Here is a 24,584-nt window from a genome sequence, read left to right on the forward strand (position 1 = left end):
ATGACGGCCTCGCGGTCTTTTCAGGAAAGGGCGGACCGGCAAGACTGCGAAGTATGACCAGGCCGCATCCTCTCGATCCGCTGACCGCCGACGAACTCACCGCGGGCCGCGCGATCCTGGCCGATGAGGGCCAGCTGACCACGACCACGAGGTTCCCGGCGGTACTGCCGGTGGAACCGGACAAGGGCGACGCCGCCCCCGACCGCCGTATCCAGTACACGCTGCTGGACACCGCGACCGGGCAGGCCCGCGACGTGGTCGTTTCGCTGGCGAAACGCGAAGTGGTCTCCTCCGAGGACTGCGGTGACGGCCAGCCCGCGTACCTGTTCGAGGAGTACGACCTCGCCGCGTCGATCACCAAGGCGTCGCCGGAATGGCGGGCCGCGATGGAGCGGCGCGGGCTGGCCGACCGGATCGAGCACGCCTTCTGCGCTCCCCTGGCGCCCGGTTTCTTCGGCAGGCCCGACGAGACCGGCCGGGTCATCCGCTCGCTGACGTTCCTGCGCGACGACGAGTCCGACAGCCCGTGGGCGCATCCGGTCGAGGGCCTGATCGTGCACATCAACCTGACCGAGCAGCGGGTCATCCGGGTCCAGGACGAAGGCGACGTCCCCGTACCTCCGGAGCACGGCCGCTACGGGGACGTCCCGGCCCGCACCACGCTCAAGCCGATCGAGATCACCCAGCCCGAGGGGCCGAGTTTCACCATCGACGGCAACGAGGTCACCTGGGAAGGCTGGAAACTCCGCGTCGGCTTCAACGCCCGCGAAGGACTGACGCTGCACCAGATCAGCTTCCAGGACCGGTCGGTGCTGCACCGTGCGTCGGTACCGGAGATGGTGGTGCCGTACGGGGACACCGCGCCCGGCCGGTTCTGGATCAGCTACTTCGACGCGGGTGAGTACCTGCTCGGCAAGAATGCCAACGACCTGCGGCTGGGCTGCGACTGCCTCGGCGTCATCCACTACTTCCCCGCGTATGTCGCCGACGACCACGGCCATCCGGTCGAGATCCCGCGCGCGATCTGCATGCACGAGGAGGACTACGGGATCCTGTGGAAGCACACGGATCTCGACGGCCGCGCCGAGGTCCGCCGGTCGCGGCGGCTGGTGATCTCGTCGATCTCCACCATCGGCAACTACGACTACGGGTTCTTCTGGTACCTCTACCTCGACGGCACGGTGGAGCTGGAGGCGAAGGCCACCGGCATCGTGTTCGCCGGCGCCGCGCACTCGGGCACGAAACACCCGCACGCCAACGAGATCGCGCCCGGCCTGTTCGCGCCGGTGCACCAGCACCTGTTCTGCGCGCGCTTGGACGTGGCGATCGACGGCGAACGCAACTCGCTCGTCGAGGTCGACGTCGAACGCGTGCCGATGGGTGAGCAGAACCCGTACGGGAACGCTTTCACCTGGAAGGAAACCCCGCTGCGGACCGAACAGGAGGCGCAGCGGTTCGCGGATCCGGCCAAGGCGCGCGTCTGGGAGATCCGCAGCGCGGAGCGGACCAACCGGCTCGGCACCCCGACGGCGTACCAGCTCGTCCCCCGGCCGTCCGCGACCCTGATGGCGCAGCCGGAATCGACCGTTCACCAGCGGGCGACGTTCGCCACCCGTCACCTGTGGGCCACGCCGTACCGCTCCGGCGAACGCTACCCGGCGGGCGAGCGGCCGAACGCCCATCCCGGCGGCGGCGGTCTCCCCTCCTGGACCGCCGCCGACCGGGACCTGACCGACACCGACCTCGTGCTGTGGCACGTGTTCGGCCCGACCCACATCCCGCGCCCGGAGGACTGGCCGGTCATGCCGGTCGACTACTCCGGTTTCTCCCTGCGCCCCTATGGCTTCCTGGACCGAAACCCGGCCCTCGACCTGCCTTCCGGCGCTGCCGACGATCACTGTTCCGCCCACGATCACTAGGAGCCAGTTGGCGGAGCTGAAGTTGTAACCCGAAAAGTGACCAACGCGTGAACCCGCCCCGGCCGAAGGCCCCGCTATCGCGGTGGCAGGGCGCCTGACCCCGTCGACTTGAGATGAACGCCAGACCCGCGCCCTGCCGACGTCGATCGCGGACGCGGGTTCACCACCCAGACACTAGGACTGCCCCGATGCCCGAACTGACCCTGTCCGACACGTCCACCTGGCTGCCGCTGGACGGCCTCGCCCCCGGTTTCGACGCGAACAAGGCCCCCACGGTCGGCGACCTGCACGGCCGCACCTTCGAACTCGCCTGCGAAGACGGCACGAAGTTCACCGCGGGTTTCTCCGGCACCCGGATCGAATGGACCTACCACGGCACCGGCACCGACCGCTGCGAGACGTTCCTGGTCGACGACGACCTGTACTACGTCCAGTTCCACCCGGAGGCACGGCAGGAAGAGGCGTTCACCCTCCTGCTCGACCTGCGCCGCGGCCGCGCGCTGCTCGTGCTGAGCAAGATCGGCGACACCTCGCCGCGGGTCACGCAGACCTTCCTGGCCGCCACGATCGGCGGCACCGAGCCCAGCGGGGAGTCGCTCGCCCCGACGACGTCCCTGGTCGGGCGCCGGGTGCTGTGGGTGTACAGCACCGAGCACGCCTACGAGCACGTGTACCTCAGCCCGCACTGGTACACGTGGCAGTGCCTGGCCGGACCGGAGCGGGGGCTCGCCGACACCGACGAGAACTCGGTCTACGAGCTGCGGCCGGGCATCTACGTCTTCGCCTGGCGGGAGAAGGTGATCCCGTGCGCCTCCGTGACCGTCGCCGATCACCGCGACGCCAAGCGGCTGCGCTCCCACGGTGTCCTTTTCGGACTGGACGCCTCCGGGAGCACTCCGACCCACTTCACCTTCGGCGCGCACGGCAAGCTGCTGAGCACCACCGTGCACCCCGAGGCTTACGACCCCGCCGGGAGCTGAGCCTTGACCGCCGACCTCATCCTCACCAACGCCACGGTGTACACGGTGGACGGCGCCCGGCCCTGGGCGTCGTCACTGGCGATCAAGGACGGCCGGGTGCTGTCCCTGGAGGACATCGAACGCGGGCCGAACACCGAGGTCGTCGACCTCGACGGCGCGTTCGTGATGCCCGGCCTCGTCGACGTGCACAATCACCACGCCCTCGCCGGGCGCGCCGCCCTGTTCGAGCTGACCTTCGGCCTCGACGCGGGCCTGGACGACATCCTCGCCGCGGTCCGCTCGCGGGCAGCGGCACTCGGACCGGACGAATGGGTGGTCGGTGGCGCTTGGGCGTCCACTTTGGTCAGCACCCTTTCGCAGACCTCGGCGCGGCACGCGCTCGACGAGGCCGCGGGCGGGCGGCCGGTCATGCTCTCCGACGACAGCAGGCACAACCGCTGGGTGAGCAGCCGGGCGCTGGAACTGGCAGGCGTCACCGCCTCGACGCCCGACCCGGCGGGCGGCGAGATCGTCCGCGACCCGTCCACCGGGGAACCCGTCGGGGTCCTGCTGGAGGCGGCGGGCGTCGCCGTCGAGCGGGCGCTCAGCGAGACCCGGACACTCACCGCCGAGCAGCACGTGGCGGCGTCGCGGCACGGTATCGGCACGCTGCACTCGTACGGGGTCACCGCGTTCCAGGACGCCGGCGTCTCCGCGGACATCCTCGGCGCGCTGAAGTCGCTCGACGACGCGGGTGAGCTGCACGCGTGGGTCGTGTCGTCGTTGCTGATCAACGACCCGATCTTCGGCTTCGACCCGATCGGCGCGCCGCTGCTGGAGGTCGCCGGGCAGTACCGGAGCGAGCACCACCGGCCCGACTTCGTGAAGATCTTCCTCGACGGTGTCCCGCCGACGCGCACCGCCGCCTTCCTGGAGCCGTACCTGCCGGACGCCGCGCACGGTGCCTGTCACCACGGCGCCACGACCATGCCCGGTGACGAGCTCACGGGCTGGCTGCGGACCGCGGCCGAGGCCGGGCTCTCGGCCAAGGTGCACTGCACCGGGGACGCGTCGGTGCGCGCGACGCTGGACGCCGTCGAAAAGATCCGCGGCGAGGGGTTCGCCGACGCGCGGTTCCAGGTCGCGCACGGCCAGTTCGTCCACCCCGACGACCTGCCGCGGTTCGCCTCGCTGGGCGTAGCGGCGGACATCTCGCCGTTCCTGTGGGTCCCGGGGGTCATCCCGGCGGCCATCGCCGAGGTGCTGCCCGGTGAACGGGCCGGGCGGATGCAGCCGAACCGGTCGCTGCTGGACGAGGGCGCGCTGGTCGCGGGCGGTTCGGACTGGCCGGTCAGCGAGTCCCCGAACGCATGGGAGGGCATCCACGGCCTCGTCACCCGTCAGGATCCGACCGGGACGTTCCCCGGTGCACTGTGGCCGGAACAGGCGATCACCCTGGCCGAGGCGGTCGAGGTCTTCACCCTCGCCGCCGCCCGCGCGATGGGACTCGGCGACGTCACCGGCTCACTGGTGCCGGGGAAGTCGGCCGATTTCGTGGTCCTTGACCGCGATCCGTTCAAAACCGATCCGTCCGCGCTCGTCAAGACAAAGGTGACGCAAACGTGGTTCGCCGGGCACCGCGTGTATCTGCACGACTGATCTCCTACACTGGTAGAAGAACCAGTGCGGGAGGTCTGCCGATGCCGAAGATCATCGACCACGACGAACGGCGCAGTCACATCGTCGACGTCACCTGGGATTTGATCACCCAGGGCGGGATCGAGGCCGCCACCATGCGCGAGATCGCGGCGGCCGCGGGCTTCGCCAACGGTGCGCTCAAGCTGTACTTCCCGAGCAAGGAAGACATCATCCAGGCCACCTACGAACGCGCGCTCGGCATGATGCGCGAGTACGTGGAACTGGAAGAGCTGCGTGGCCTGACCGCGCTCCGCGAGCTGTGCGTCTCGTCGATGCCGATCGACGACGACCGCATCGCCGCGGGGCGCGTCCTGCTCACCTTCTGGCAGCTTTCGCTGACCAATCCGAAACTGCAGGACAAGTACCTCGAGCACATCCGCTCGTGGCGGGGCCTGCTGCACCGGTACCTCACCGAGGGCCGGGAGGACGGCGACATCCTCACCGAGACCCCCGACGAGCAGCTGGTCGACGAGGTCGTGCTGTTCAACGCCGGGGCGAACGTGATGAGCCTGGTCGCCGGGGAGTTCTCGACGATCGCCCTGCAGCGGCAGCATCTGGAGACGTTCTTCGCCCGCCTCACCCGCCCCTGACACCGGGGGCTCAAGGCGTGACTAGCGTGATCACAAACCGCACTCGCGTGTTCAGAGGCGGATCTCGCGTGTGCGGCTCCAATCACGCGAGATCCGCCTCTGATCACGCGAGTGCGGAGTTCAATCACGCGAGATCGGCGTGCGTGCGCCGCCGTGGTGCCGCGGAAGTCGTGAAGGCCTCCTTCACTACCTTGAGGGTAGGCAAGGAGGCCTTCACGGACAGCGCCGCAACCCGTCACCACGCACCCGGCAGGCGGGCGTTGTGAAAGACACTTTCGCAACCTTGAGGGTTGCGAAAGTGGCTTTCACAACGTGACGACGCCGGCCAACGGTGAGCGCGTCCAGAGGACTAGACGCGGCGGTCGAACACCCGCGTCAGGAAGCTCGCGACGTGCTTGTGCGAGCGCGGCGAAGCGGGCAGGTCGGTGAACAGACCGTAGAACCCGTGGATCTGACCCGAGTACCGCGTCATCTCCACCTGCGTCCCCGCGTCGGCCAGCCGGCGTGCGAACTCCTCCCCCTCGTCCCGCAGGACGTCGTACTCGGCCGTCAGCACCAGCGCCGGCGGGAGCCCCGTCAGATCCGTGGCCCGCAGCGGCAGCAGGTACGGATCGTTCAGCTGCGCCGGATCCGACACGTACTGCTCGAAGAAGAACCGCATCGCCCCGGCCGTCATGCCGTATCCGTCGGCGTAGTCCACGTAGGACCGGAAGCCGTCGTCCGGATGACCGTAGACCGGGCAGATCAGCACCTGCGCGGCCAGCGGCGGGCCGTTCCGGTCGCGGGACATCATCGAGATGACCGTGGACAGGTTGCCGCCCGCGCTCTCCCCGCCGATCGCGATCCGCCCGGCGTCGACAGCCTCCCCGGCACCGCCCGAGGCGAGCCATTCGACGACGGCGTAGCAGTCGTCCGGGGCAGCCGGGTACGGATGCTCGGGCGCGAGCCGGTAGTCGACCGCGACGACCGCGACCTTCGCCGCGTTGCACACCGCCCGCGAAGCGACCTCGTTCTCGTCGATCGAGCCGAGCGTCCAGCCACCACCGTGGATCCAGACGAACACCGGCACCGGCGTCGCGACGTCGGGCAGGTAGACCCGCACCCGGACACCGGAGGGCAGCACGTGGTCGGCGACCGAGGCGACCTCTTCGACCGAGGCGGGAGGTTGCCACGAAGCGGCGAAGGCGGCACGCAGTTCGGGAGCCGTCAGGGGTCCCGTCGGAGCCTCTGACGGAGCGCTGCGGGCCAGCAGCTCCTTGACCGCGGGATCGAGGGTCACGGTCACACCGCTTCCGCGACCAGCACCCGCGGGCTGCCCGGCAGCGCGAGGCGGTCGGTGACCCGCCAGCCCGCCCCGGTCAGCCATTCCCGGACCTCGGCCTCCGGGTAGACGACCGTCCCGTCGATCACCAGGTACTCCCCCGCGTGCAGGGCGTCGATCGGCCGCTGGTTCGCGTCGTCGTCGAGGAAGAAGTCGAGCAACAGCAGGGTGGCCCCCGGCGCCGCGGCCGCGCGGGCGTTGCGCAGGATCTCCGCGTTCTGCTTCGCGTCGAAACGGTGGACGACGTGGTTGACCATCACCAGGTCGAATTCACCTTCGGGCCGCGCGGTGGGCGTCTCCGCCCCGACGACGGTCGCCCGGTCGGCGAGACCCGCCTCGGCCGCCGCGGTGGTGACCGACTCGGTGAAGCCGGGGTCGAAGACGAACGTGGTGTGCAGTTCGTCGTTGGTCTTCATCGCCTCGACCGCGAACGCGCTCGACAGCCCGCCGAGGTCAAGCAGCTTCCGGTGCGGGCCGAAGTCGAACGCGCCGGCCAGCATCTTGGCGTGCAAGGCGTTGTACGTCATCACGCCGGACATGAAGGTGCCCCAGCGCGCGTCGTCCATTTCCAGCTTGCCGGGCTCGCCGCTGTCGGCCGTGTGACCGAACTGCAACCAATGCGGGTAGCTGATCGAGTCCAGGAACGTCAGGAACGGGGCCAGATCGAGATCTCCGCCGCCCAGGTACTCCGCCGCGTCGTCGGCCAGTCCGTACCGTCCGTCCACACGGGACAGCAGACCGAGTGATGACATGGCGTCACCGAGAATGCGGGTGATCTTCTCCGGTTTGCCGGTCTTGCCCGCCAGTTCCGCGGCCGACAGCGGCCCGTCGGCGAGCGCGGTGAACAGGCCGATCCGGCTCGCCGCGAAGAGTTGCTTTGCCGCCATGTAGCCCACGGCGATGTCCACGATCCGCTCGGGACCGGCAGTCTTGGTCGACCCGCTCACGGGTGCCCTCCTTAGCTCGTTTCGGCTGATAGTCTACAGACGTAGACAAAAGAATCCAGTGCAAGTTTCCGTCCACCACCAGGAAAAACCTGCCGGATATCAACTTCCTACATTCGTAGAATATACCCATTGACAGCGCACTCGCCCAGTGTCAACATGCGTAGAACTACCCCCGCCGGAGGCCCGTTCCCCGGCAGTGCGGTCCGCTTCGGGCGGGCACGGGAAAGGGGATTCATGACCCTGCTCGAATTACGAGAACTGACCGTCGGCGTGATCGCCGACGAAACCGAACGCGAACTGGTCCGCGAACTTTCGTTCGACCTCGACCAAGGCCGGACACTCTGCGTGGTCGGCGAATCCGGCAGCGGTAAAACGGTGACGGCCTTGTCGATCATCCGGTTGCTGGAATTCGTCGCGCCGGTGTTCACCCGCGGTGAGATCACCGTCGACGGCGTGGACCTGACGCGGCTTTCCGCCGACGAGATGCGCTCCTATCGCGGCCCGCGGATCGGGATGATCTTTCAGGAGGCGCTGGATTCACTCAACCCGAGTCAACGGGTCGGCAAGCAGCTGATCGAGGCGTACCGGAAGCCCGGTTCCCTGCCCCGGCAGGCCGCGCGCAAGGGCACGCCGTTGCACCGCGAAGCCGAAGCGAAGGCACGCGGGCTGCTGAAGGAAGTCGGGCTCACCGACACAGACCGCGTGCTTTCCCTGTACCCGCACCAGATGTCGGGCGGGATGCAGCAGCGCGTGATGATCGCGCTGGCCCTGATGGCCGACCCGAGCCTGCTGATCGCGGACGAGCCGACCACGGCCCTGGACGTGACCACGCAGGCGGAGATCCTCACCCTGTTCGACCGCGTCCGCCGCGACCACGGCACCGCGTGCGTCTTCATCACGCACGACATGGGCGTGGCCGCGCAGGTGGCGGACCGGATCGCGGTGATGTACCGCGGCGAACTGGTCGAACTCGGCTCCAAAGAGGACATTCTGCACAAGCCGAAGCACCCCTACACCAAGGCGTTGCTCGACTGCGTCCCGAAACTCGGGGTGAGCAGGCGCGACGGGTTCCCCACCATCTCCGAGGCACTGCTCGAAGCCGCGATGAACGGCGACTCGGCGATCGCGACCGAGACGAGGACCCTCAACCGCGCCAAAGCGGAGAACGCGGGCGAAGGCACCGCGCTCGTCATCGACTCGGTGTCCAAAGTGTACGGACGCCGCGGCCGGTTCTCACTGAACCGCGAACCCGAGGTGCACGCGGTCAAGGACGTCTCGCTGGAGATCGCACCCGGCGAGTTCTTCGGCCTGGTCGGGGAATCCGGTTCGGGCAAGACCACCCTCGGCCGCCTGGTGAGCGCGCTGGAGCCGCCCACCTCGGGCACCATCGCCTTCGGGGAGCACCGCTGCACGCCGACCGGGCTCGACGGCGACGAACGCGCGTTCCGCCGCCGCGCGCAGCTCATCTTCCAGGACCCGCAGAGTTCGCTCGATCCCCGGCACACCGCCGCCCGGATCATCGCCGAACCGCTGCGGGAGCTCACCGGCCTGCGCGGTGCCGAACTGGACCGCCGGGTCACCGAACTGATCGACGAGGTCGGTCTCCCCTCGGACACCGCGAAGAAGCTGCCCTCGCAGCTGTCCGGCGGGCAACGGCAGCGGGTGTCGATCGCCCGCGCGATCGCCGCGGAACCCGACCTCATCGTCGCCGACGAGCCCACCTCGGCGCTCGACGTCTCGGTGCAGGGCCAGGTGATGAACCTGCTGCTCGAATTGCGGCGCACCCGCGCGCTCAGTTTCCTGTTCATCACGCACAACCTCAGCCTGGTGCTCTCGGTCGCCGACCGCGTCGGCGTGATGTACCGGGGCGAACTGATCGAAATCGGCGACCCGGACGAGATCCGGCTCCACGCCCGGCACGACTACACCCGCCGCCTGCTCGCGGCGAACCCCGAACTGCCCGCCCACCCTCACACTGGAGTGCGGAACCCATGAGACGAACCCTGACCTCGGCCGCCCTCGGTATGGCGACCGTCCTGCTGCTCAGCTCGTGTATGGGAGGGCAGGCCGGCGGTGGAGCCGCGGACGGGCCGCCGAAGCCCGGCGGCAACCTCAACGTCGCCGTGCCCACCGACCCGCAGTCGCTCGACATGGTCGCGAACCCCGGCCAGGTGACCGCGCACATCGGCAACATGATGTACGAGAAGCTGTTCGAGGTGGACCGGAGCTTCACGTCCCGGCCCATGCTGGTCGACGACTACACCACGAGCCCGGACAGGCTCACCTACACCTTCAAGCTGCGCCAGGGCGTCACCTTCCACGACGGCAACCCGCTGACGTCCGAGGACGTCGTGGCGAGCCTCAAGCGGTGGCAGCAGGTGCACCGCACCGGCCAGCTGGTCACCCCGGACATCGAGGCGATCACGCCGACCGACCCGGCGACGGTGACCATCAAGCTCAAGCAGCCGCGGTACCCGCTGATCAACGAGCTCGCCGGCGCGGGCACGGAGATCTACGAGGCGAAGAACCTCACCGGCGTCGCGCCGACCGGGTTCGCCCAGGACAAGGCGATCGGGACCGGGCCGTACAAGCTGAAGAGCTGGGACATCGGCCGTGAACTGGTGCTGGAGCGCTACACCGGCTACAAGTCCCGGTCCGAAGAGGACTGGGGCGGCCAGGCGGGCGCCAAGCACGCGTACCTGGACACCGTGACCTACAAGGTGGTCTCCGACCAGGACGCGCTGATCAACGGCCTGCAGACCGGCCAGTGGGATCACATCATGCCCACGAACGACCAGTACGAGACGCTGCGCAACAACCCGGCCGTGGTCGTGCACAACCTGCCCGGTGGCAACGACAACGTCGTGATCCCGAACTTCAACAAGGGTTCGAAATTCGCCGATCCCCGTGCCCGCGAGGCGCTCAACCTGCTGCTCGACAAGCCCGCGATCAACGCGGCCACCGGCGGCAGCAAGGACCTCACCATCGAGACCGGCGCCTTCGCGTCGCCGGACAACAAGCAGTTCTATTCGACAGCCGGTGAAGAGGTCTACAAGAAGCACGATCCGGAGAAGGCGAAGCAGCTGCTGGCCGAGGCCGGGATCACCGCCGGCGCGACGATCCGCATCGTCACCACGAACTCGTACCCGGAGTTCGGCAAGTGGGCCGTGCTGATCCAGGACAGCCTGTCGAAGATCGGTATCAACACCAAGATCGACACCTTCGACTTCGCCACCATGCTCGGCACGCTGACCAAGGAACCGGGCGGCTGGGACATCACCACGCTGTTCTTCGACTCGGCGCTGACGTCGCCCGCGCAGATGCCCGCGCTCACCCTGGGCACGCTGAACGGTTCGACCTCCCCCGAGCTGGACGGGCTCATGGCGGAGTTCAACGCCTCGACGACCCCGGAGCAGGCGAAAGCGGTGGTGGACAAGCTGCAGGCGTTCACCTGGAAGCAGCTTTCGGTGATCACCCTGAGCCAGTCCAAGCTGTACGCGGCCTACTCCCCCAAGCTCAAGGGCTACGGCGACTTCTACCGCGTCTTCTGGAACACCTGGCTGGCGTCATGACCGGTCTGCTGCTGCGCAGGCTGCGCGATCTGGTGATCATCCTGGTGATCGTCGGGACGATGATGTTCTTCGTCATCCGGCTGATCCCCGGCGACCCGGCGCAGGCCATCCTCGGCCCGACCGCGCGACCGTCCGATGTGGACGCACTGCGGGAGAGCATGGGGCTCAACGGGCCGTTGTGGGAGCAGTACCTCAGCTGGGCCGGGAACGTGCTGCACGGCGATTTCGGCACGTCGATCACCTATCACGCGCCGGTGCTCGGCGTGGTCGCCGACCACATCCTGCCGACGCTGACCCTGGCCGTGCTGTCCACGGTGATCAGCTTCTTCCTCTCGGTCGCGATCACCTCCTGGCAGGCGGTGTCGCCGCGCAATCCGGTGGCCCGCGCGCTGGACCGGCTTTCCGCGCTCGGTATGGCGATGCCGGACTTCTGGATCTCATTGATGCTCGTGCTGGTGTTCTCGGTGACGCTGCGCTGGTTCCCTTCCAGCGGCTACGAAAACCTGTTCACCGATCCGGCGACGGCGGTGCCCGCGCTGGTGCTGCCGCTGACCGTGCTGGTCATCGGGCAGACCGCGTTGTTCGTGCTCACCCTGCGCGAAAGCCTGCTCGGTGAGCTGCCGCTGGCGTATCTGCGCACCGCGCGGGTCAAGGGGCTGTCCGAGCGGCAGGTCATGACCAAACATGTCCTGCCGAACGCGCTCATGCCGCTGATCACCCAGCTGGGCAGCAACTTCGCCATGCTGGTCGGCGGGATCGTGATCATCGAGTCCATCTTCGTCGTACCCGGTCTGGGCCATCTGCTGATGGGCGCGGTGTCCACTCGCGACTTCCCGCTGATCCAGGGTGTGACGCTGTTCGTCGCGGTGCTGTTCGTCCTGGTCAACCTGCTGGTGGACCTGTCGTACGCGCTGCTCGACCCGAAGGTGCGTGTGTCGTGAGCGTGGCCCTGGTGGACAAACCGTCGTCGGTGCGCGAGAAGCCCCCGGCCGGTCGCGCGGCCAAGGTGTTCCGGCGTAACCGGATGCTGGTGATCACCACGGCGCTGCTGGCGGTGCTCGTGCTGGTCGTGATCGTCCTGCCGTTCTTCCTGCCGAGTGTCAGCGCGACGGATCCGGTGAACCGGCTGCTGCCGCCTTCGGGCGCGCATCTGCTCGGCACGGACTCGTTCGGCCGTGACGTGCTCGCCCGGCTGGTCTCCGGCGGGCGGGCGTCGCTCGGCTTGTCGGCCCTGATCACCCTGTGCGCGGCCTTCACCGGCCTCGTGATCGGGCTGATCAGCGGCTTCTTCCGGGCGGCCGACGCGGTGCTGATGCGGGTGATGGACGCCTGGATGTCGTTCCCGGCGATCATCCTCGCGATGGCGCTGGCGATCTCGCTCGGCGCGAGCATCTGGACCGAACTGATCGCGCTGACGGTGATCTTCACCCCGTTCACCGCACGCGTCATCCGCAGCCGGGTGCTCGGCATCGCCGGGCGGGCCTACATCGGCGCGGCGCGGGTCTCGGGGATGAGCAAGTGGAAGATCCTCGTCGTGCACGTGTTCCCGAACGTGCTGCCACTGGCGCTGGTGCAGGTGGTGATCCTGTCCGCGGCGGCGATGCTGGTGGACGGTGCGATGAGCTTCCTCGGTCTCGGCATCGCTCCCCCGACGCCGACCTGGGGCAACATGATTGCCGAAGGCCGCTCGTATCTGGTGCAGGCGCCCTGGCTGGTGATCGCGCCCGGCGTGACGATCATGGTGTGCGTGTTCCTGCTGAACCTCATCGGATCGTCGCTGCGGATCGCCGTCGATGCCCGCGCCCGGACGCTGAGCGAGATGCAGCGCCTGCGCACCCGCCGCCCCTCCGCCAGCTGAGAAAGGATTCCGTTGTCTGCCACTACTTCCTTGGCCGTGCGCCGCTTCGCTCCCGAAACCGTCTCGGGACCGCCTGTGCTGCTGGTGCACGGATTCGCCTCCGACGGGCACACCGACTGGATCACCACGGGGTGGCCCGCCGCGCTCACCGCCGCGGGCCGTGAGGTCCTCGTGCCCGATCTGCCGGCGCACGGTTCCAGCCCCGCGCTCCCCGGCTCGCTGGGCGCCGCCGCGATCACCGCGGAGCTGACCGGGCTCGTCTCGGGTCTGTCCGAAGTGGACGTCGTCGGGTACTCGCTGGGTGCCCGGCTGTCCTGGGAACTGCCCGCGCAGGCCCCGGTCCGGCGGCTCGTGCTCGCGGGGGTGAGCCCGTTCGAACCGTTCGGCGCCGTCGACGTCGCGGCCGCGCTGGCGTTCGCGGACGGCGGCAAGGCCCCCTCGGATCCGCTGACGGGCATGATCGCGCACATGATCACCGCGCCGGGGCGGAACCCGGCCGCGCTCGCCCGGTGCATCGAAGACCTGCGCGGGGAGCCTTTCGCTCCGGTCGCCGGTGCTGTCTCCGTTCCGGCCCGCTTCGTGGCGGGTAGCGACGATCCGGTGAGCCAGGGCATCGAGACGCTGGTCGAACTGGTGCCGGGGGCGGATCTCGTGCTGGTGCCAGGGGATCACGGTGGGGCGCTGCGGAGCCCGGAGTTCAAGGCCGCCGTGCTGGAGTTCCTCGCCTGACGCGGTCCAGTCCCGATCCGGTGGGGTTCGGCGGGGTTGTGCGGCGGGGTCGCGAAAGCCACTTTCGGGACGTCTGGTGTCGCGAAAGTGGCTTTCGCGACACGGCTCCTTGCTCTGCCTCCCGGCGCGCGCTCCGCTTCCGCCGATGGTGCGAAAGCCACTTTCGCAACGTTGAAGGTTGCGAAAGTGGCTTTCGCAACGTTGTCACCTGGTCGCGCCGACCACCCACCCGAGCGGTCCGTGAAGGCCTCCTTCCCTACTCTCAAGGTAGGGAAGGAGGCCTTCACGGACTTGCGAGGTTCAGAAGGTCCCATCGGCGGCGACCGAACGGTCCAGCCAGAGATCCTCCAGCGCCGCCCGGACGTCCGCGCCGCGGGAAGCGGCCAGCGCGACGGCGCCCAGGTTGTCCTCCAGCTGAGCCATCCGGCTCACCCCGAACAAGACGTTCGCCACCGGTTCGTAAGCGAGACAAAACGCAAGAGACAGCTGCGAAGGACTCACCCCGAAGTCCCCGGCCACGGCGGCGACCCGCGAGGCTCCGTCCCGGATCGCGTCCCGGATCCCGCCCATGTCCGCGCCGATCTTCCGTTCCGGCGTCTTGCCGAGCAGCACGCCACCCTCGAACACGTCCGAGGCCTGCAAAGTCAGCCGTCCGGACTCGAAATGCTTTCCGTAGAAGGAACCTTCCGCCATGGAACGCCGGGCGACGCTGTACTTCAGCTGGGCGAAGGCCGGCGCCGGAAGTCCTTCGGCGGCAGCGAACTCCAGCGCGCGGTCGAGATCCGGCGCCTGCCAGTTGTTGACGCCCCAGACGTCGAAGCGGCCGAGTCGGATCTGTTCGGCGACCTCGGTGACGATCCGCGGGATGTCCGGCCGCTCGAAATAATCGCCGACGACAACGGCTTCCGCCCGGTCGACACCGACGCGGTCGAAAGAAGTCGCGAGCTGCTCGGCGAAACCGGTGTTCGGGTAGTCCCAGAGCCAGAGTTTCCCGCACAGCTGGTATTCGCCTCGGCCGACCCCGGCCGCGCGGACGGCCTCGCCGAAGATCAGATCTGTTCGCGACTGCTCGGCATGCGGTCCCATGTTGTAGTGGGCCACGTCGAACAGCGTGACCCCGGCGTCGATCGCGTGCCGGATCAGGCGCGCCGCGTCGTCGAACTCCATGCGGTCCCAGGTGTTCCAGGATCCCAGGCTCAGCGCCGAAGTGGCGAAGCCCAGTCCGTTCTGCTTCTCGTGCACGAGTTTTCCTTTCTCTGGCAACAGAAACAAGTTTTAGTCTACGATCGTAGAATGAACAAGAGACTCGTAGTGGTGACCGGCGGTGCCAGTGGCATCGGCCGTGGTGTCGCCGAAGCCTTCCAGTCCGCGGGCGACCGCGTGGTCATCGCCGACGTCGACGCGCGCGCGGCCCACGAGCTGGCCGCCGGACTCGGCGCCGAGCACGTGGAACTCGACATCTCCGATCCGGGATCGGTCGACGCGGCCCTCGCGCTGATCACCGACCGGTTCGGCCCGGTCGAGGTCCTGGTCAACAACGCGGGCCTCGCCGGGGGCGGCGGCCCGCTGGTGGGACTGGACATCGGCGTCTTCGACCTGTGCATGCGGGTGAATTTCCGCGGCACGTTCCTGATGACGCGCGCGGTCGGCGCACATATGGTCGAGGCGGGCACCCGTGGCGCCATCGTCAACATCACCTCCATCGGCGCCCGGCAGCCGACCCCCGGACTCGGGCATTACGAGGCCACCAAGGCCGCGGTCGAGGCGCTCACCCGCTCGGCCGCGCTCGAATTGGCCCCGCACGGCATCCGGGTCAACGCCGTCGCCCCCGGCCCGGTGCTGACCCCGATGACCGCCGGTTTCGCCTCGGACACCGCGGCCCGCGCGGCGTGGGAAGCGAGGATTCCCTTGGGAACCATCGCTTCCGTCGCCGACGTGGTGCCGTCAGTCCTGTTCCTCGCCTCCGCCGACGCCGGCCATCTCACCGGGGTGAGCCTTCAGGTCGACGGCGGGCAACTGCTCACCTGAGTACACGACGCGGCCGCCGGACACGGTGAGTTCGACACCGGCGTCCGGCAGGTCCGCGAACGCGACCTCGAGCGGATTCGCCGCCAGCACACAGAAGTCGGCGACGCGGCCCACGGTCAGCGAGCCCTTCCACTCCGCCGCGCCGTCCTGTTCGGCGGCCGCGACCGTGTAACACCGCAGCAGCCGGTCCATCAGCCCGGCGTCCACACCGGACACTTCCAGCATCCTGGCGGCCGCGGCGATGTGCACCCGCCAGTCCGGGGTGACCACCGGCGCATCACTGCTCAAGGTCAGCGGGACTCCGGAGCTTAGCATCTCCGCCAGCGGCCAGGCGCGGGCGCCGACTTCGGCACCGAGCGCGGCCGACAGCATTCCCCGCATCGCCACCGCGATCGCGGGCTGCGTGGTCAGCCCGACCCCCGCCGAAGCCATCCGCGCCAGCTGGTCGGTCGTCACCAGATCCCCGTGCACCAGGTGATCGCCCTTGCGAAGCGAACCCAGCGCGGCCTCGATGCTGCGGTCGCCCGTGGCGTGCACGGCGACCACCATTCCCGCGTCGTGGGCGAGGCGGATCATCGCGGCGAGGTTGCCCGCGCGAGCCGGGTCGTCGTCGCCGTCGACCAGCAGCGCGCCGTGCGAACCGTCGGCGTAGCAGTGATGCGTCCAGGCGGACCGCATCGGCGGGATGCCGTCGGCGAAGATCTTCACCCCTGGCACGGTGAGCCACAACGGATCCGCCGCCGGTGACGGTGTCGCCAGCCCACGCTGGAAGTCCGCCAGCGAACTGGCGCCGTCGAGGAGGCCGAACAGCCGCAGCGCGGTCACCCTGGCGCGCAGGAGCCCCTCCGAGGCCAGTGCCGCGTACTCCTCCAGCACCTCGGCGCCGAAGCACCCGGTCTCCCCAGGGCCCAGGCCGGGCTCGGTGTAGCTCGTGATGCCGAGCGACGCGCACAGGTCGCCCGCACGGAGGATCGCGGCCCGCCGTTCGGCCGCTGTCCGCACCGTTTTCTCTTCCCCGCCGGTGAATCCGGCGCCACCGATGAGCGTGTCCGGCCACCGGGCCCCGAGCCAGGTCGCGTGCAGGTGCGCGTCGTTGACGCCGGGCAGGACGGTTCTCCCCGCCAGGTCGATCACCTCGGTCTCCGGGCCGATGTGGTCCAGGGCGACGTCACCGACGGCGACGATCCGGTCGTCGCGGACGGCCAGCGCCCGCACGACGGTGCCCGCCGGGTCGAGAGTGAGCACGGGACCGCCGCGAACCACGAGTGAAGCGGGGCGAATACGTTGCGACGGCATGGTTTCCTCCAGGATCTGGACTTTTTCTCCTACGACTGTAGACTAAAAAGATGGTCAACAGAACCGAAGCGGCGGTGCTCACCGAACACGGCTCCGCGCTCACCTTGCGGGAACTACCGCTGCCGGAGGAGCCGGAACCGGGCGCCGCGCTGGTCCGGATCACCTGCACCACCCTGTGCGGCACCGACGTGCACATCTGGTCCGGCCAGATGACCTTCCCCGGCATGCTCCCGATGGTGCTGGGGCACGAAATGGTCGGCGAGGTGGTGGCCGTCGGACCGGGCACCACCGACACCCTCGGCCGGGAGATCGCCGAGGGCGACCGCATCGGCTGGTCCGAGTCGACCTGCGGAAAGTGTTACGGCTGCACGATCTTGCGCGAACCGGTCGCCTGTGAGAAGCGTGGTTACGGCTTCCTCCAGCGTTCCGACGTCTTCCCGTACGCCACCGGCGGTCTCGTCCGGTACTGCTATGTGACCCCCGGCGCGGCCAAGCTTCTCTTGCCGGACGACGTGAAGGACACCTGGGCCTCGATGTCCGGCTGCGCGGGCAAAACCGTGCTGCGGGCCGTCTCCCGCTCGGGCGGGATCCGTCCCGGTGCGACGGTCGTGGTGCAGGGCGCCGGCGCGCTGGGCGTATTCGCCACCGCGGTCGCGCGGATCTCCGGCGCGGGCGACGTGATCACCATCGGCGGGCCCGCCGACCGGCTGGAAACCGCCGAGCGTTTCGGGGCGACAGCGACGATCCCGGTCGACGGCACCGCCGAAGACCGCGTCGAACGGGTAAAGGAACTCACCGGTGGCCGGGGCGCCGATCACGTCTTCGATTTCGCGGGCGGCCCGACCATCGGTGAAGAGGCCGTGGCCTTCGCGGCGCAGCGCGGCACGATCGCCATCGTCGGTTCCACTGGCCCCATGCCCTCCCCCGTCGCTCTCGGCACGGTGATGGGCAAGGAACTCACGGTCGTCGGGTCGCTCAACGGCGACATCGCCGACTACCACCGCTCGGTGGACTTCTTCCGCACGTTCGCCACCCGGATGCCGTGGGACGACCTGTTCAGCGCGCCCGTCGGCCTTTCCGAAGCGTCCAAGAGCGTCGAGTCGATGTCGCGGCTCGGCGAGCTCAAAGCCGTCATCGATCCCCGTCTTCCCTAGGAGACCTGAATGTCCGTCATCCCCCAGCGCCGCATCGGCCGTGACGGCCCGCTCACCGGCGTGCTCTCGCTCGGCTCCTGGCACACCTACGACCGGATGGACTTCCGCGAGGCGGTGAACCTGGTCCGCACCGCGGTCGATTCCGGGATCACGCTTTTCGACGTCGGCGTCTACGGTTTCCCCGGCGCCACCGCGGTCTACACCGACGTGCTCTTCTCCGCCATGGTCCGCGCGGCCGGGATCCGCCGGGAGGACTACCTCCTTTCGGCCAAGCTGTGGCTGGAGGGCTACCCGGAGTACGGCCTCCGTGAGCAGCTCGACAACGCGCTGTTCCGCGCGGGCGTCGAGCACGCCGATCTGGTGGTGCTGGGTGATCTCCGGCGCGACGACACCGATCTGCACCAGCTCGTGCTGGACCTGAACGAACTCCGCGAAGCCGGGCTCATCGGGCAGTGGGGCGTGAACAACTGGTCCGCCACCACGATTCAGGCACTGCACGATTTCGCCGCGGCGGAGAACGTGCCCGGCCCCGCGATCGCCCAGCTGAAGTACAGCGTCGCCCGGCGGTCCATTCCGGACGGTGAACCCTACAAGAAGGTGTTCGGTGAACTCGGCGTGACGCTCCAGTCTTCGGACATCTTCGAAGGCGGGGTCCTGCTGGGCAAGAACAGCGGCGCCCGCCAGGTCGGCCGCGACCCCGGCGACATCCGCGAGCGCATCGCCGCCTCCGCTCCGGAGCTGGCGAAGATCGCGACCGAACTGGGTGCGACACCGGCCCAGCTGTGCCTGGCGTTCACCCTCACCCACCCGGCCAACACGACCACGCTGTTCGGCGCGACGAGCACCGAGCAGCTCAAGGACAACCTGGGTGCTGTCGACCTCGTCGAGCGCGTCGGCGCGGCAGAACTCCGCGAGCTCGTCGAGCCGCACTGGGCGGACAAGGACATCGTCGATCCGGAGGGACCGTGACGGCCTTCGATCCCGAACTCGCCGAAGCCCTCAAAGGCCTGCCCTCCGGGCCGCCGTTGAGCGCGGAGTCACTGCCGGGAATGCGGCAGGCCATGGCCGAGATGAACTTGAGCTGCGCCGAGGCGATCGGCGACCGGGATCTCGTCTGGGAGGACCGGGAGGTCCCCGGCACCGACGTCGTCGTCACCGTCGTCAAGCCACGGGGTGCCCAGGGCGCGCCGGGGTTCTACAACATCCACGGTGGCGGCATGGTGCTGGACAACCGGTTCGCCGACCTGCCGCGGATGGTCGCGCTGGTCGAGGAATTCGGCTTCGTCGCGGTCACCGTGGACTACCGGCTCGCCCCCGAGCATCCGCATCCGGCACCGCTGGAGGACTGCTACGCGGGCTTGACCTGGATGGTCGAGCACGCCGCGGAGCTCGGCTTCGACCCGGCCCGGCTGATCATCGGTGGCGGCAGCGCGGGCGGCGGGCTCAGCGCGGGAATCGCATTGCTGGCCAGGGATCGCGGCGGACCAGCGCTGGCGGGTCAGCTGCTGCTGTGCCCGATGATCGACAGCGACAACGACTCCGCGTCCACAAGGGAGTTCGCCGAACGCGGCGTGTGGGGCCGGGAGGCCAACGAGTTCGGCTGGCGATCCCTCCTGAATGGACAGACCTCGCCGTACGCGGTCCCGGCGACCGCGGAGGATCTCACCGGGCTCCCGCCCGCTTTCATCGAGGTCGGCGCGGCCGAGATCTTCCGTGACGAGGACGTCGACTACGCGCGGCGCCTCTGGCAGGCGGGCGTGCCCACCGAACTGCATGTCTGGGCGGGCGCGTACCACGGTTTCGACCGGTTCGCCCCGGACAGCGAGGTGGCCCGCGCCGCACGCGCCGCACGGGCCTCCTGGCTGCGCCGCACTATCGGCCGAGCATGAACCGAGCGGCCTGCTCGCCGACCAGCACCGCCGGCGCGTTGGTGTTGCCCGTGGTCACCCGCGGCAGCACCGACGCGTCGGCGATCCGGAGCCCGCTGATGCCGTGCACGGCGAGTTCCGGGTCGACAACGGATTCGGCGTCGGTGCCCATCCGGCAGGTCCCGACCTGGTGGTGGTAGGTGATGGCGGTCCGCCGGACGTATTCGCGGACGTCGGTGCCCGGCCCCGGATACAGCTCGCGGGCGCCCCAGCCGTCGGCCAGCGCGGCCGCCCGGCCGATCTCCCGGCACTGCTCCACCGACGCGACCAGGCTCTCGAAGTCGGCCGGATCCTCCAGCGCGGCGAGATCGATCAGCGGCTCGTCGAGCGGACTCGGTCCCGATAGCCGGAGAGTGCCCCGGCTGCGCGGCGTGACCAGCCCCGCCATCAGCGAGAACCCGGTCTCCGGGCCGGTCATCCACGACTCGTACATCGGCACGCTAAAGTGGATCGGCTGGGTGTCGGGCACCGCCAGCCCCGGACGGCTGCGCCAGAACAGATGCGTCTGCGTGACCGAGCGGCCGGGCGCGGGCGGGTCGACCTGACGCCGGTCGGTCGCGAAGATGACCGGCGAGAGCAGATGGTCGTGCAGGTTCATCCCGACGCCCGGCAGTTCGGCGACGACGTCGATGCCGTGCACCTCCAGTTCGTCGACCGGGCCGACCCCGCTGCGCAGCAGGATCGCCGGTGAGGCCAGCGCACCGGCGGCGAGCACGACCTCGTCGGCGAAGACCTTGCGCAGCTCGCCGTCGACCTCGGCCAGCACGCCGGTCACCCGGTCGCCCTCGAAGAGCAACTGATGCACGAGCGCTCCCGTGTGGACGGTCATCCGCCCGGCCGCGGGCTGCCCGTAGGCGAGCCAGGTGTTGAGCCGTTTGCCGTCGCGGGTGGTGACGCGCTGCACCGAGACACCGTCGAGCTCGTCGCCGTTGTAGTCCGGGTTGAACGGCAGGCCGATCTGCACGGCAGCGTCCACAATGGACTGTTGGATCGGGTGCAGCGGCTCGTTCGGCACGACGTCGAGCAGATCCTTCTCGATCCGTTCGAACACCGGGCGCACGTCGTCCCACCGCCAGCCGGGCAGGTCCCAGCCGTCGTAGTCGGCGGGGGCGCCGCGCACCCAGATCATCGCGTTGAGCGAATGCGAGCCGCCGAGTACCTTGCCGCGCGGCAGGTGCAGCCGCCGGTTCGCCGCATGCGGCTGCGGCACGGTGTAGTAGTCCCAGTCCTCCGGGCCGTGCCACAGCTCCCCGGCCCGCGAGGGGTCGTGGATTGCCGGGTTGGTGTCCGGCCCGCCCGCTTCGAGCAGGGTGACCCACGCTCCGGAGTCGGCCAGTCTCCTGGCGACCACCGAACCGGCCGAACCCGCTCCCACCACGATGACGTCCATGCCCCCACCCTCGCAAGGCGCGGGGACCTCCGGCGGATTCGGTTCGCTGGCCGACAATCGGCGTGCCCTGGCGGGCAAGACCGCGGGCCGCCCGGCGCCCGATACTCGATCACACACCGGTCGAGGAGGAGCTAGCCATGGCCACACGCCTGTTCATCGACGGACAGTGGACCGCCGCCGGAGGCGGATCGCTGCCGACGTACGATCCGGCCACCGGCCAGGTGATCGAGGACGTCGGCACCGCGTCGGCCGCCGACGTGGACGCCGCCGTCGGAGCCGCCCGCAAGGCACTGAACGACCCCGCCTGGGCGGGACTGCTGCCGGTCCAGCGGGCCGCGCTGCTGTTCAAGCTCGCGAGCCTGGTCGACGAGCACCACGAGGAGCTCGCCGCGCTCGAAACGCGCGACCAGGGCCAGCCGATCGGCATCTCGCGCCAGGTCAGCGTCACCGGCGCGGCCGAGCACCTGCGGTACTTCGCGGGCTGGGTGACCAAGATCCAGGGCACCACCAACCCGGTGTCCTTCCCGGACACGCTGCACTACACCCGCCGCGAGCCGGTCGGGGTGAACGCGCTGATCACGCCGTGGAACTTCCCGCTGATGATCCTGGTGTGGAAGCTCGCGCCCGCTCTGGCCACCGGCAACACCGTGGTGATCAAGCCCAGCGAGGTCACGCCGCTGACCAGCATCCGGCTTGTGGAACTCGTGGCCGAGGCCGGGTTCCCGCCTGGGGTGGTCAACCTGGTCACCGGTGACGGCGCGGTGGGCGCGCTCCTGAGCGGGCACGGCGACGTCGACCACCTGTCCTACACCGGGTCGACCGCGGTCGGGAAGCTGATCACGGCGGCCAGCGCGGAGTCGAACCTCAAACGGCTCACCCTCGAACTCGGCGGCAAGGCGCCCAGCATCATCGCCGGTGACGCCGACATCGACGCCGCCGTCGCGGGCAACCTCGCGGGCGCGACGCTGAACAGCGGGCAGGTCTGCGCCGCGTACACCCGGTTCTTCGTGGACCGCAAGCGCGAACAGGAGTTCGTCTCGAAACTGGCCGCCGGGCTGGAGGGGCTCAAGCTCGGACCGGGCTTGGACGAGTCCACCCAGCTCGGGCCGCTGGTGTCCGCGAAGCACCGTGAGCACGTGGACTTCCTCGTCTCCACCGGTCGCGAACAGGGCGCGGACCTCGTCACCGGCGGCCAGCCCCTGGACCGCGACGGCTACTTCTACAAGCCGACGCTGTTCGCCGGGGTCGCCGACGACATGACGATCATGCGCGAAGAGATCTTCGGGCCGGTCCTCGCCGTCACCGCCTACGACGACCAGGACGAGCTGCTGGCCCGCGCGAACGACACCGAATACGGGCTCGCGGCCACCGTGTGGACCCGCGATCTCGGGGTCGCCCAGCGGTTCGCGAACGGTATCCGGGCGGGCGCTGTGTTCGTCAACATGCCGCCGATCCCCGACATGGCCGCGCCGTGGGGCGGGTACAAGGCGTCGGGCTGGGGCCGTGAGATGGGGCCGTGGGCGATCGACGCGTACACCGAGATCAAATCAGTCTGGCTGCACTACTCGTGACCACTGGCGACGCGGTGAACTCGACCCCGAAGAGCAAGTCGCAGATCGCCTATCACTGGATCAAGGCGCGGATCGACGACGGCACCTTCTCCCCCGGCTACCGGCTGGTGTTCGGGCAGATCGCGCAGGAACTCGGGGTCAGCACCGTGCCCGTCCGCGAGGCGGTCCGGCGGCTGGAGGCCGAAGGGCTGGTGACCTACGAGCACAACATCGGGGCGCAGGTCGCGATGGTCGACGAGAGCGACTACCAGCACACCATGCAGACTCTCGCGCTGGTCGAGGGCTACGCCGCCGCGCTGGCGGCGCCGTCCTTGCCCGGCGAGGTGCTCGACGAGGCCAAAGGGCTCAACGCGGAGCTGACGGCCTGCCTGGACAACTTCGAGCCCTCGCGGTTCACCGCGCTGAACCGCGACTTCCACCGTGTCCTGTTCGGCACCTGCCCCAACCCGCAGGTGCTCGAACTGGTCAACCGCGGCTGGAACCGGCTGGCCGGGCTGCGCACCTCGACGTTCAGTTTCGTGCCCGGCCGCGCGCACGAATCCGTGCAAGAGCACCAGAACATCCTCGACCTGTTCGACAGGAACGCGCCTGCCGGGGAGATCGAACTGGCCGTGCGCGAACACCGGTTGACCACTTTGGAGACGTTCCGGGCCTGGCGGCATCCCTAAACCGTCGCGGCCTCCGGCGGCGGAAAGGCGTAGAAGCGCAACGACAGTTCCTTCTCTTCCGCCGTCGGACGCCGTCTGCGCTGGCTGTACCGCGCGATCAGCTCGTGGTACTCCGCCTCGAGTTCACGGAACTCCTCCTCGGTCAGCCGCGTCGAGGTCCGCTGGGCCGTCGACCACGGGCCGAACTCGTCGCGGTGCGCCGCGGCCCAGGACAGCAGCGCGACCTCGTTCGCGTATTTCGCGTCGAGGAAGGCGGTGACCCGCTCCCGGTCGGCGCCGTCGTAGTCGTCCGGCCTCGGCTCGCGCAGGTCCTGCTGGATCGAGGCCCAGCTCCCTTTCCGTTCCCTGCGCACGAAACCGTTGTCCCGCAGGGTTTTCAGGCAGTCGGCGACTTCGGCTCGTTCGAGGCCCGTCCGGCGCGCGATCTCCTCGGTGACGGCGGGAAGTTCCCGCGTCACCAGCTGATATCGCGGGTCCTCCCGCAGTTCGATGTCGCGCAGGGTCACCGTTCGCCGCGGCATCGCGCTGCTCAGCAGCCGCCGCGCGGCGAGGGCGAGCAGGACGGCGACCGGGATCTCCACGAAGACGGCGAGGGCGATGCTGGTCCACCGTTCGGCCGACGTCCAGCCGAGCATGACGTCGAACCACGCGTCGCAGCACAGCATCGCGGCCGTGGCGGACAGCAGCGGCACGGCCGCCCGGCGGCGTCGCAGCCCGAGCCACGCTCCGGTGGCGAAGCAGAGAAGGAGGGCGACGTCGAATCCGACCCAGGCCGTGCGCCACTGGCCGGTGTCGTACCGGTCGGGCAGCGTGTGCGCGAGGTAGACGGTCCAGGGCACGAGCAAGACCGCCGCGCCGGCGAGCAGCGTCAGCAGTATCCGTCGGATCATGATCACGACGTTAGGGCCGGGCGGTGCCAAGGACATCCGGGCTTTCCCCTGGTCCGGTCTCAGGGT

Annotated in this window: 21 protein-coding genes; 15 read left to right on the top strand and 6 right to left on the bottom strand. The window is 69.2% G+C overall.

Features of this window, described 5'->3' with window-relative positions:
* Positions 1-53 precede the first annotated feature (53 nt).
* The 4 genes from AMYAL_RS0137250 (at position 54) to AMYAL_RS0137265 (ending at position 5,166) form a co-directional block, all read left to right on the top strand.
* Entirely contained in the window at positions 54-1,919 is a 1,866-nt protein-coding gene (locus AMYAL_RS0137250; RefSeq protein WP_020636390.1) for a primary-amine oxidase, read from the top strand.
* A 188-nt stretch (positions 1,920-2,107) separates the two neighbouring features.
* Positions 2,108-2,899 carry a molybdenum cofactor biosynthesis F family protein gene (locus AMYAL_RS0137255; RefSeq protein ID WP_020636391.1) on the top strand — a complete coding sequence of 264 codons (792 nt, stop codon included), beginning with the start codon at positions 2,108-2,110 and terminating at the stop codon, positions 2,897-2,899.
* A 3-nt stretch (positions 2,900-2,902) separates the two neighbouring features.
* Positions 2,903-4,537 carry an amidohydrolase gene (locus AMYAL_RS0137260; protein WP_020636392.1) on the top strand — a complete coding sequence of 545 codons (1,635 nt, stop codon included), beginning with the start codon at positions 2,903-2,905 and terminating at the stop codon, positions 4,535-4,537.
* Positions 4,538-4,578: 41 nt separating this feature from the next.
* The gene (locus AMYAL_RS0137265) at positions 4,579-5,166 is read left to right on the top strand and encodes a TetR/AcrR family transcriptional regulator (RefSeq protein WP_020636393.1); all 588 of its coding nucleotides are present in this window, start codon (positions 4,579-4,581) and stop codon (positions 5,164-5,166) included.
* 349 nt (positions 5,167-5,515) lie between these two features.
* On the opposite strand, the gene AMYAL_RS0137270 is transcribed toward AMYAL_RS0137265, so the two are convergent.
* Together AMYAL_RS0137270 and AMYAL_RS0137275 are read right to left on the bottom strand one after the other, a co-directional pair.
* Positions 5,516-6,451 carry an alpha/beta hydrolase gene (locus tag AMYAL_RS0137270; protein WP_020636394.1) on the bottom strand — a complete coding sequence of 312 codons (936 nt, stop codon included), beginning with the start codon at positions 6,449-6,451 and terminating at the stop codon, positions 5,516-5,518.
* Positions 6,448-7,434, bottom strand: coding sequence for a methyltransferase (locus AMYAL_RS0137275; RefSeq protein WP_020636395.1), 987 nt, complete (start codon positions 7,432-7,434; stop codon positions 6,448-6,450). Before AMYAL_RS0137275 ends, AMYAL_RS0137270 begins: the two co-directional genes overlap by 4 nt.
* A 156-nt stretch (positions 7,435-7,590) precedes the next feature.
* Here AMYAL_RS0137275 and AMYAL_RS0137280 point away from each other — a divergent pair, with 156 nt between their 5' ends.
* From AMYAL_RS0137280 to AMYAL_RS0137300, 5 genes are all read left to right on the top strand, one after another.
* Positions 7,591-9,429, top strand: a complete 1,839-nt coding sequence (locus AMYAL_RS0137280) for a dipeptide ABC transporter ATP-binding protein (RefSeq protein WP_245193262.1) — start codon at positions 7,591-7,593, stop codon at positions 9,427-9,429.
* The gene (locus tag AMYAL_RS0137285) at positions 9,426-11,006 is read left to right on the top strand and encodes an ABC transporter substrate-binding protein (RefSeq protein ID WP_026467760.1); all 1,581 of its coding nucleotides are present in this window, start codon (positions 9,426-9,428) and stop codon (positions 11,004-11,006) included. The genes AMYAL_RS0137280 and AMYAL_RS0137285 overlap by 4 nt, the downstream gene beginning before the upstream one ends.
* Positions 11,003-11,947, top strand: a complete 945-nt coding sequence (locus tag AMYAL_RS0137290; RefSeq protein WP_020636398.1) for an ABC transporter permease — start codon at positions 11,003-11,005, stop codon at positions 11,945-11,947. The genes AMYAL_RS0137285 and AMYAL_RS0137290 overlap by 4 nt, the downstream gene beginning before the upstream one ends.
* Positions 11,944-12,864, top strand: coding sequence for an ABC transporter permease (locus AMYAL_RS0137295; RefSeq protein ID WP_020636399.1), 921 nt, complete (start codon positions 11,944-11,946; stop codon positions 12,862-12,864). The genes AMYAL_RS0137290 and AMYAL_RS0137295 overlap by 4 nt, the downstream gene beginning before the upstream one ends.
* Before the next feature lie 75 nt (positions 12,865-12,939).
* Positions 12,940-13,593: an alpha/beta fold hydrolase gene (locus tag AMYAL_RS0137300; RefSeq protein ID WP_051137732.1), complete on the top strand. Its 654-nt coding sequence runs from the start codon at positions 12,940-12,942 to the stop codon at positions 13,591-13,593.
* 300 nt (positions 13,594-13,893) lie between these two features.
* Here the strand turns inward: AMYAL_RS0137300 and AMYAL_RS0137305 are convergent, their stop codons facing one another.
* A complete protein-coding gene (locus AMYAL_RS0137305; RefSeq protein ID WP_020636401.1) occupies positions 13,894-14,835 on the bottom strand; it encodes an aldo/keto reductase in 942 nt (313 codons plus the stop codon).
* Between the two features lie 69 nt (positions 14,836-14,904).
* Here AMYAL_RS0137305 and AMYAL_RS0137310 point away from each other — a divergent pair, with 69 nt between their 5' ends.
* Positions 14,905-15,621: an SDR family NAD(P)-dependent oxidoreductase gene (locus tag AMYAL_RS0137310; protein WP_020636402.1), complete on the top strand. Its 717-nt coding sequence runs from the start codon at positions 14,905-14,907 to the stop codon at positions 15,619-15,621.
* Here the strand turns inward: AMYAL_RS0137310 and AMYAL_RS0137315 are convergent.
* Positions 15,538-16,917: an amidohydrolase gene (locus tag AMYAL_RS0137315; RefSeq protein ID WP_026467762.1), complete on the bottom strand. Its 1,380-nt coding sequence runs from the start codon at positions 16,915-16,917 to the stop codon at positions 15,538-15,540. The two genes, AMYAL_RS0137310 and AMYAL_RS0137315, sit on opposite strands and share 84 nt — an antisense overlap.
* Positions 16,918-16,967: 50 nt before the next feature.
* On the opposite strand from AMYAL_RS0137315, the gene AMYAL_RS0137320 reads away from it, so the two are divergent.
* Genes AMYAL_RS0137320 through AMYAL_RS0137330 form a run of 3 tightly spaced genes read left to right on the top strand, consistent with a single transcriptional unit; the run spans position 16,968 to position 19,960 of the window.
* Complete coding sequence (locus tag AMYAL_RS0137320) at positions 16,968-18,071, top strand: zinc-binding dehydrogenase (protein ID WP_020636404.1); 1,104 nt, start codon at positions 16,968-16,970, stop codon at positions 18,069-18,071.
* A 9-nt stretch (positions 18,072-18,080) separates the two neighbouring features.
* Positions 18,081-19,040, top strand: a complete 960-nt coding sequence (locus AMYAL_RS0137325) for an aldo/keto reductase (RefSeq protein ID WP_020636405.1) — start codon at positions 18,081-18,083, stop codon at positions 19,038-19,040.
* Positions 19,037-19,960, top strand: coding sequence for an alpha/beta hydrolase (locus tag AMYAL_RS0137330; RefSeq protein ID WP_020636406.1), 924 nt, complete (start codon positions 19,037-19,039; stop codon positions 19,958-19,960). The genes AMYAL_RS0137325 and AMYAL_RS0137330 overlap by 4 nt, the downstream gene beginning before the upstream one ends.
* Here the strand turns inward: AMYAL_RS0137330 and AMYAL_RS0137335 are convergent.
* Complete coding sequence (locus tag AMYAL_RS0137335) at positions 19,944-21,389, bottom strand: GMC family oxidoreductase (protein WP_020636407.1); 1,446 nt, start codon at positions 21,387-21,389, stop codon at positions 19,944-19,946. The two genes, AMYAL_RS0137330 and AMYAL_RS0137335, sit on opposite strands and share 17 nt — an antisense overlap.
* A gap of 137 nt (positions 21,390-21,526) precedes the next feature.
* Here AMYAL_RS0137335 and AMYAL_RS0137340 point away from each other — a divergent pair, with 137 nt between their 5' ends.
* Both AMYAL_RS0137340 and AMYAL_RS0137345 read left to right on the top strand, forming a co-directional pair.
* Positions 21,527-22,960, top strand: coding sequence for an aldehyde dehydrogenase family protein (locus tag AMYAL_RS0137340; RefSeq protein WP_020636408.1), 1,434 nt, complete (start codon positions 21,527-21,529; stop codon positions 22,958-22,960).
* Entirely contained in the window at positions 22,957-23,628 is a 672-nt protein-coding gene (locus tag AMYAL_RS0137345; RefSeq protein ID WP_020636409.1) for a GntR family transcriptional regulator, read from the top strand. Before AMYAL_RS0137340 ends, AMYAL_RS0137345 begins: the two co-directional genes overlap by 4 nt.
* Here the strand turns inward: AMYAL_RS0137345 and AMYAL_RS0137350 are convergent.
* Positions 23,625-24,518: a helix-turn-helix domain-containing protein gene (locus AMYAL_RS0137350; RefSeq protein WP_039796042.1), complete on the bottom strand. Its 894-nt coding sequence runs from the start codon at positions 24,516-24,518 to the stop codon at positions 23,625-23,627. The genes AMYAL_RS0137345 and AMYAL_RS0137350 overlap by 4 nt on opposite strands.
* Between the last annotated feature and the right edge of the window lie 66 nt (positions 24,519-24,584).

Origin of the sequence: Amycolatopsis alba DSM 44262 (genome assembly GCF_000384215.1) — a bacterium.
Taxonomy (GTDB): Bacteria; Actinomycetota; Actinomycetes; order Mycobacteriales; family Pseudonocardiaceae; genus Amycolatopsis; species Amycolatopsis alba.

Bases quoted from the DNA above. Each gene is read 5' to 3' on its own strand.
- AMYAL_RS0137250 (WP_020636390.1), top strand. From the start codon at position 54: ATGACCAGGCCGCATCCTCTCGATCCGCTGACCGCCGACGAACTCACC.
- AMYAL_RS0137255 (WP_020636391.1), top strand. From the start codon at position 2,108: ATGCCCGAACTGACCCTGTCCGACACGTCCACCTGGCTGCCGCTGGAC.
- AMYAL_RS0137265 (WP_020636393.1), top strand. From the start codon at position 4,579: ATGCCGAAGATCATCGACCACGACGAACGGCGCAGTCACATCGTCGAC.
- AMYAL_RS0137280 (WP_245193262.1), top strand. From the start codon at position 7,591: ATGCGTAGAACTACCCCCGCCGGAGGCCCGTTCCCCGGCAGTGCGGTC.
- AMYAL_RS0137285 (WP_026467760.1), top strand. From the start codon at position 9,426: ATGAGACGAACCCTGACCTCGGCCGCCCTCGGTATGGCGACCGTCCTG.
- AMYAL_RS0137290 (WP_020636398.1), top strand. From the start codon at position 11,003: ATGACCGGTCTGCTGCTGCGCAGGCTGCGCGATCTGGTGATCATCCTG.
- AMYAL_RS0137315 (WP_026467762.1), bottom strand. From the start codon at position 16,917: ATGCCGTCGCAACGTATTCGCCCCGCTTCACTCGTGGTTCGCGGCGGT.
- AMYAL_RS0137320 (WP_020636404.1), top strand. From the start codon at position 16,968: ATGGTCAACAGAACCGAAGCGGCGGTGCTCACCGAACACGGCTCCGCG.
- AMYAL_RS0137325 (WP_020636405.1), top strand. From the start codon at position 18,081: ATGTCCGTCATCCCCCAGCGCCGCATCGGCCGTGACGGCCCGCTCACC.
- AMYAL_RS0137335 (WP_020636407.1), bottom strand. From the start codon at position 21,389: ATGGACGTCATCGTGGTGGGAGCGGGTTCGGCCGGTTCGGTGGTCGCC.
- AMYAL_RS0137340 (WP_020636408.1), top strand. From the start codon at position 21,527: ATGGCCACACGCCTGTTCATCGACGGACAGTGGACCGCCGCCGGAGGC.
- AMYAL_RS0137350 (WP_039796042.1), bottom strand. From the start codon at position 24,518: ATGATCCGACGGATACTGCTGACGCTGCTCGCCGGCGCGGCGGTCTTG.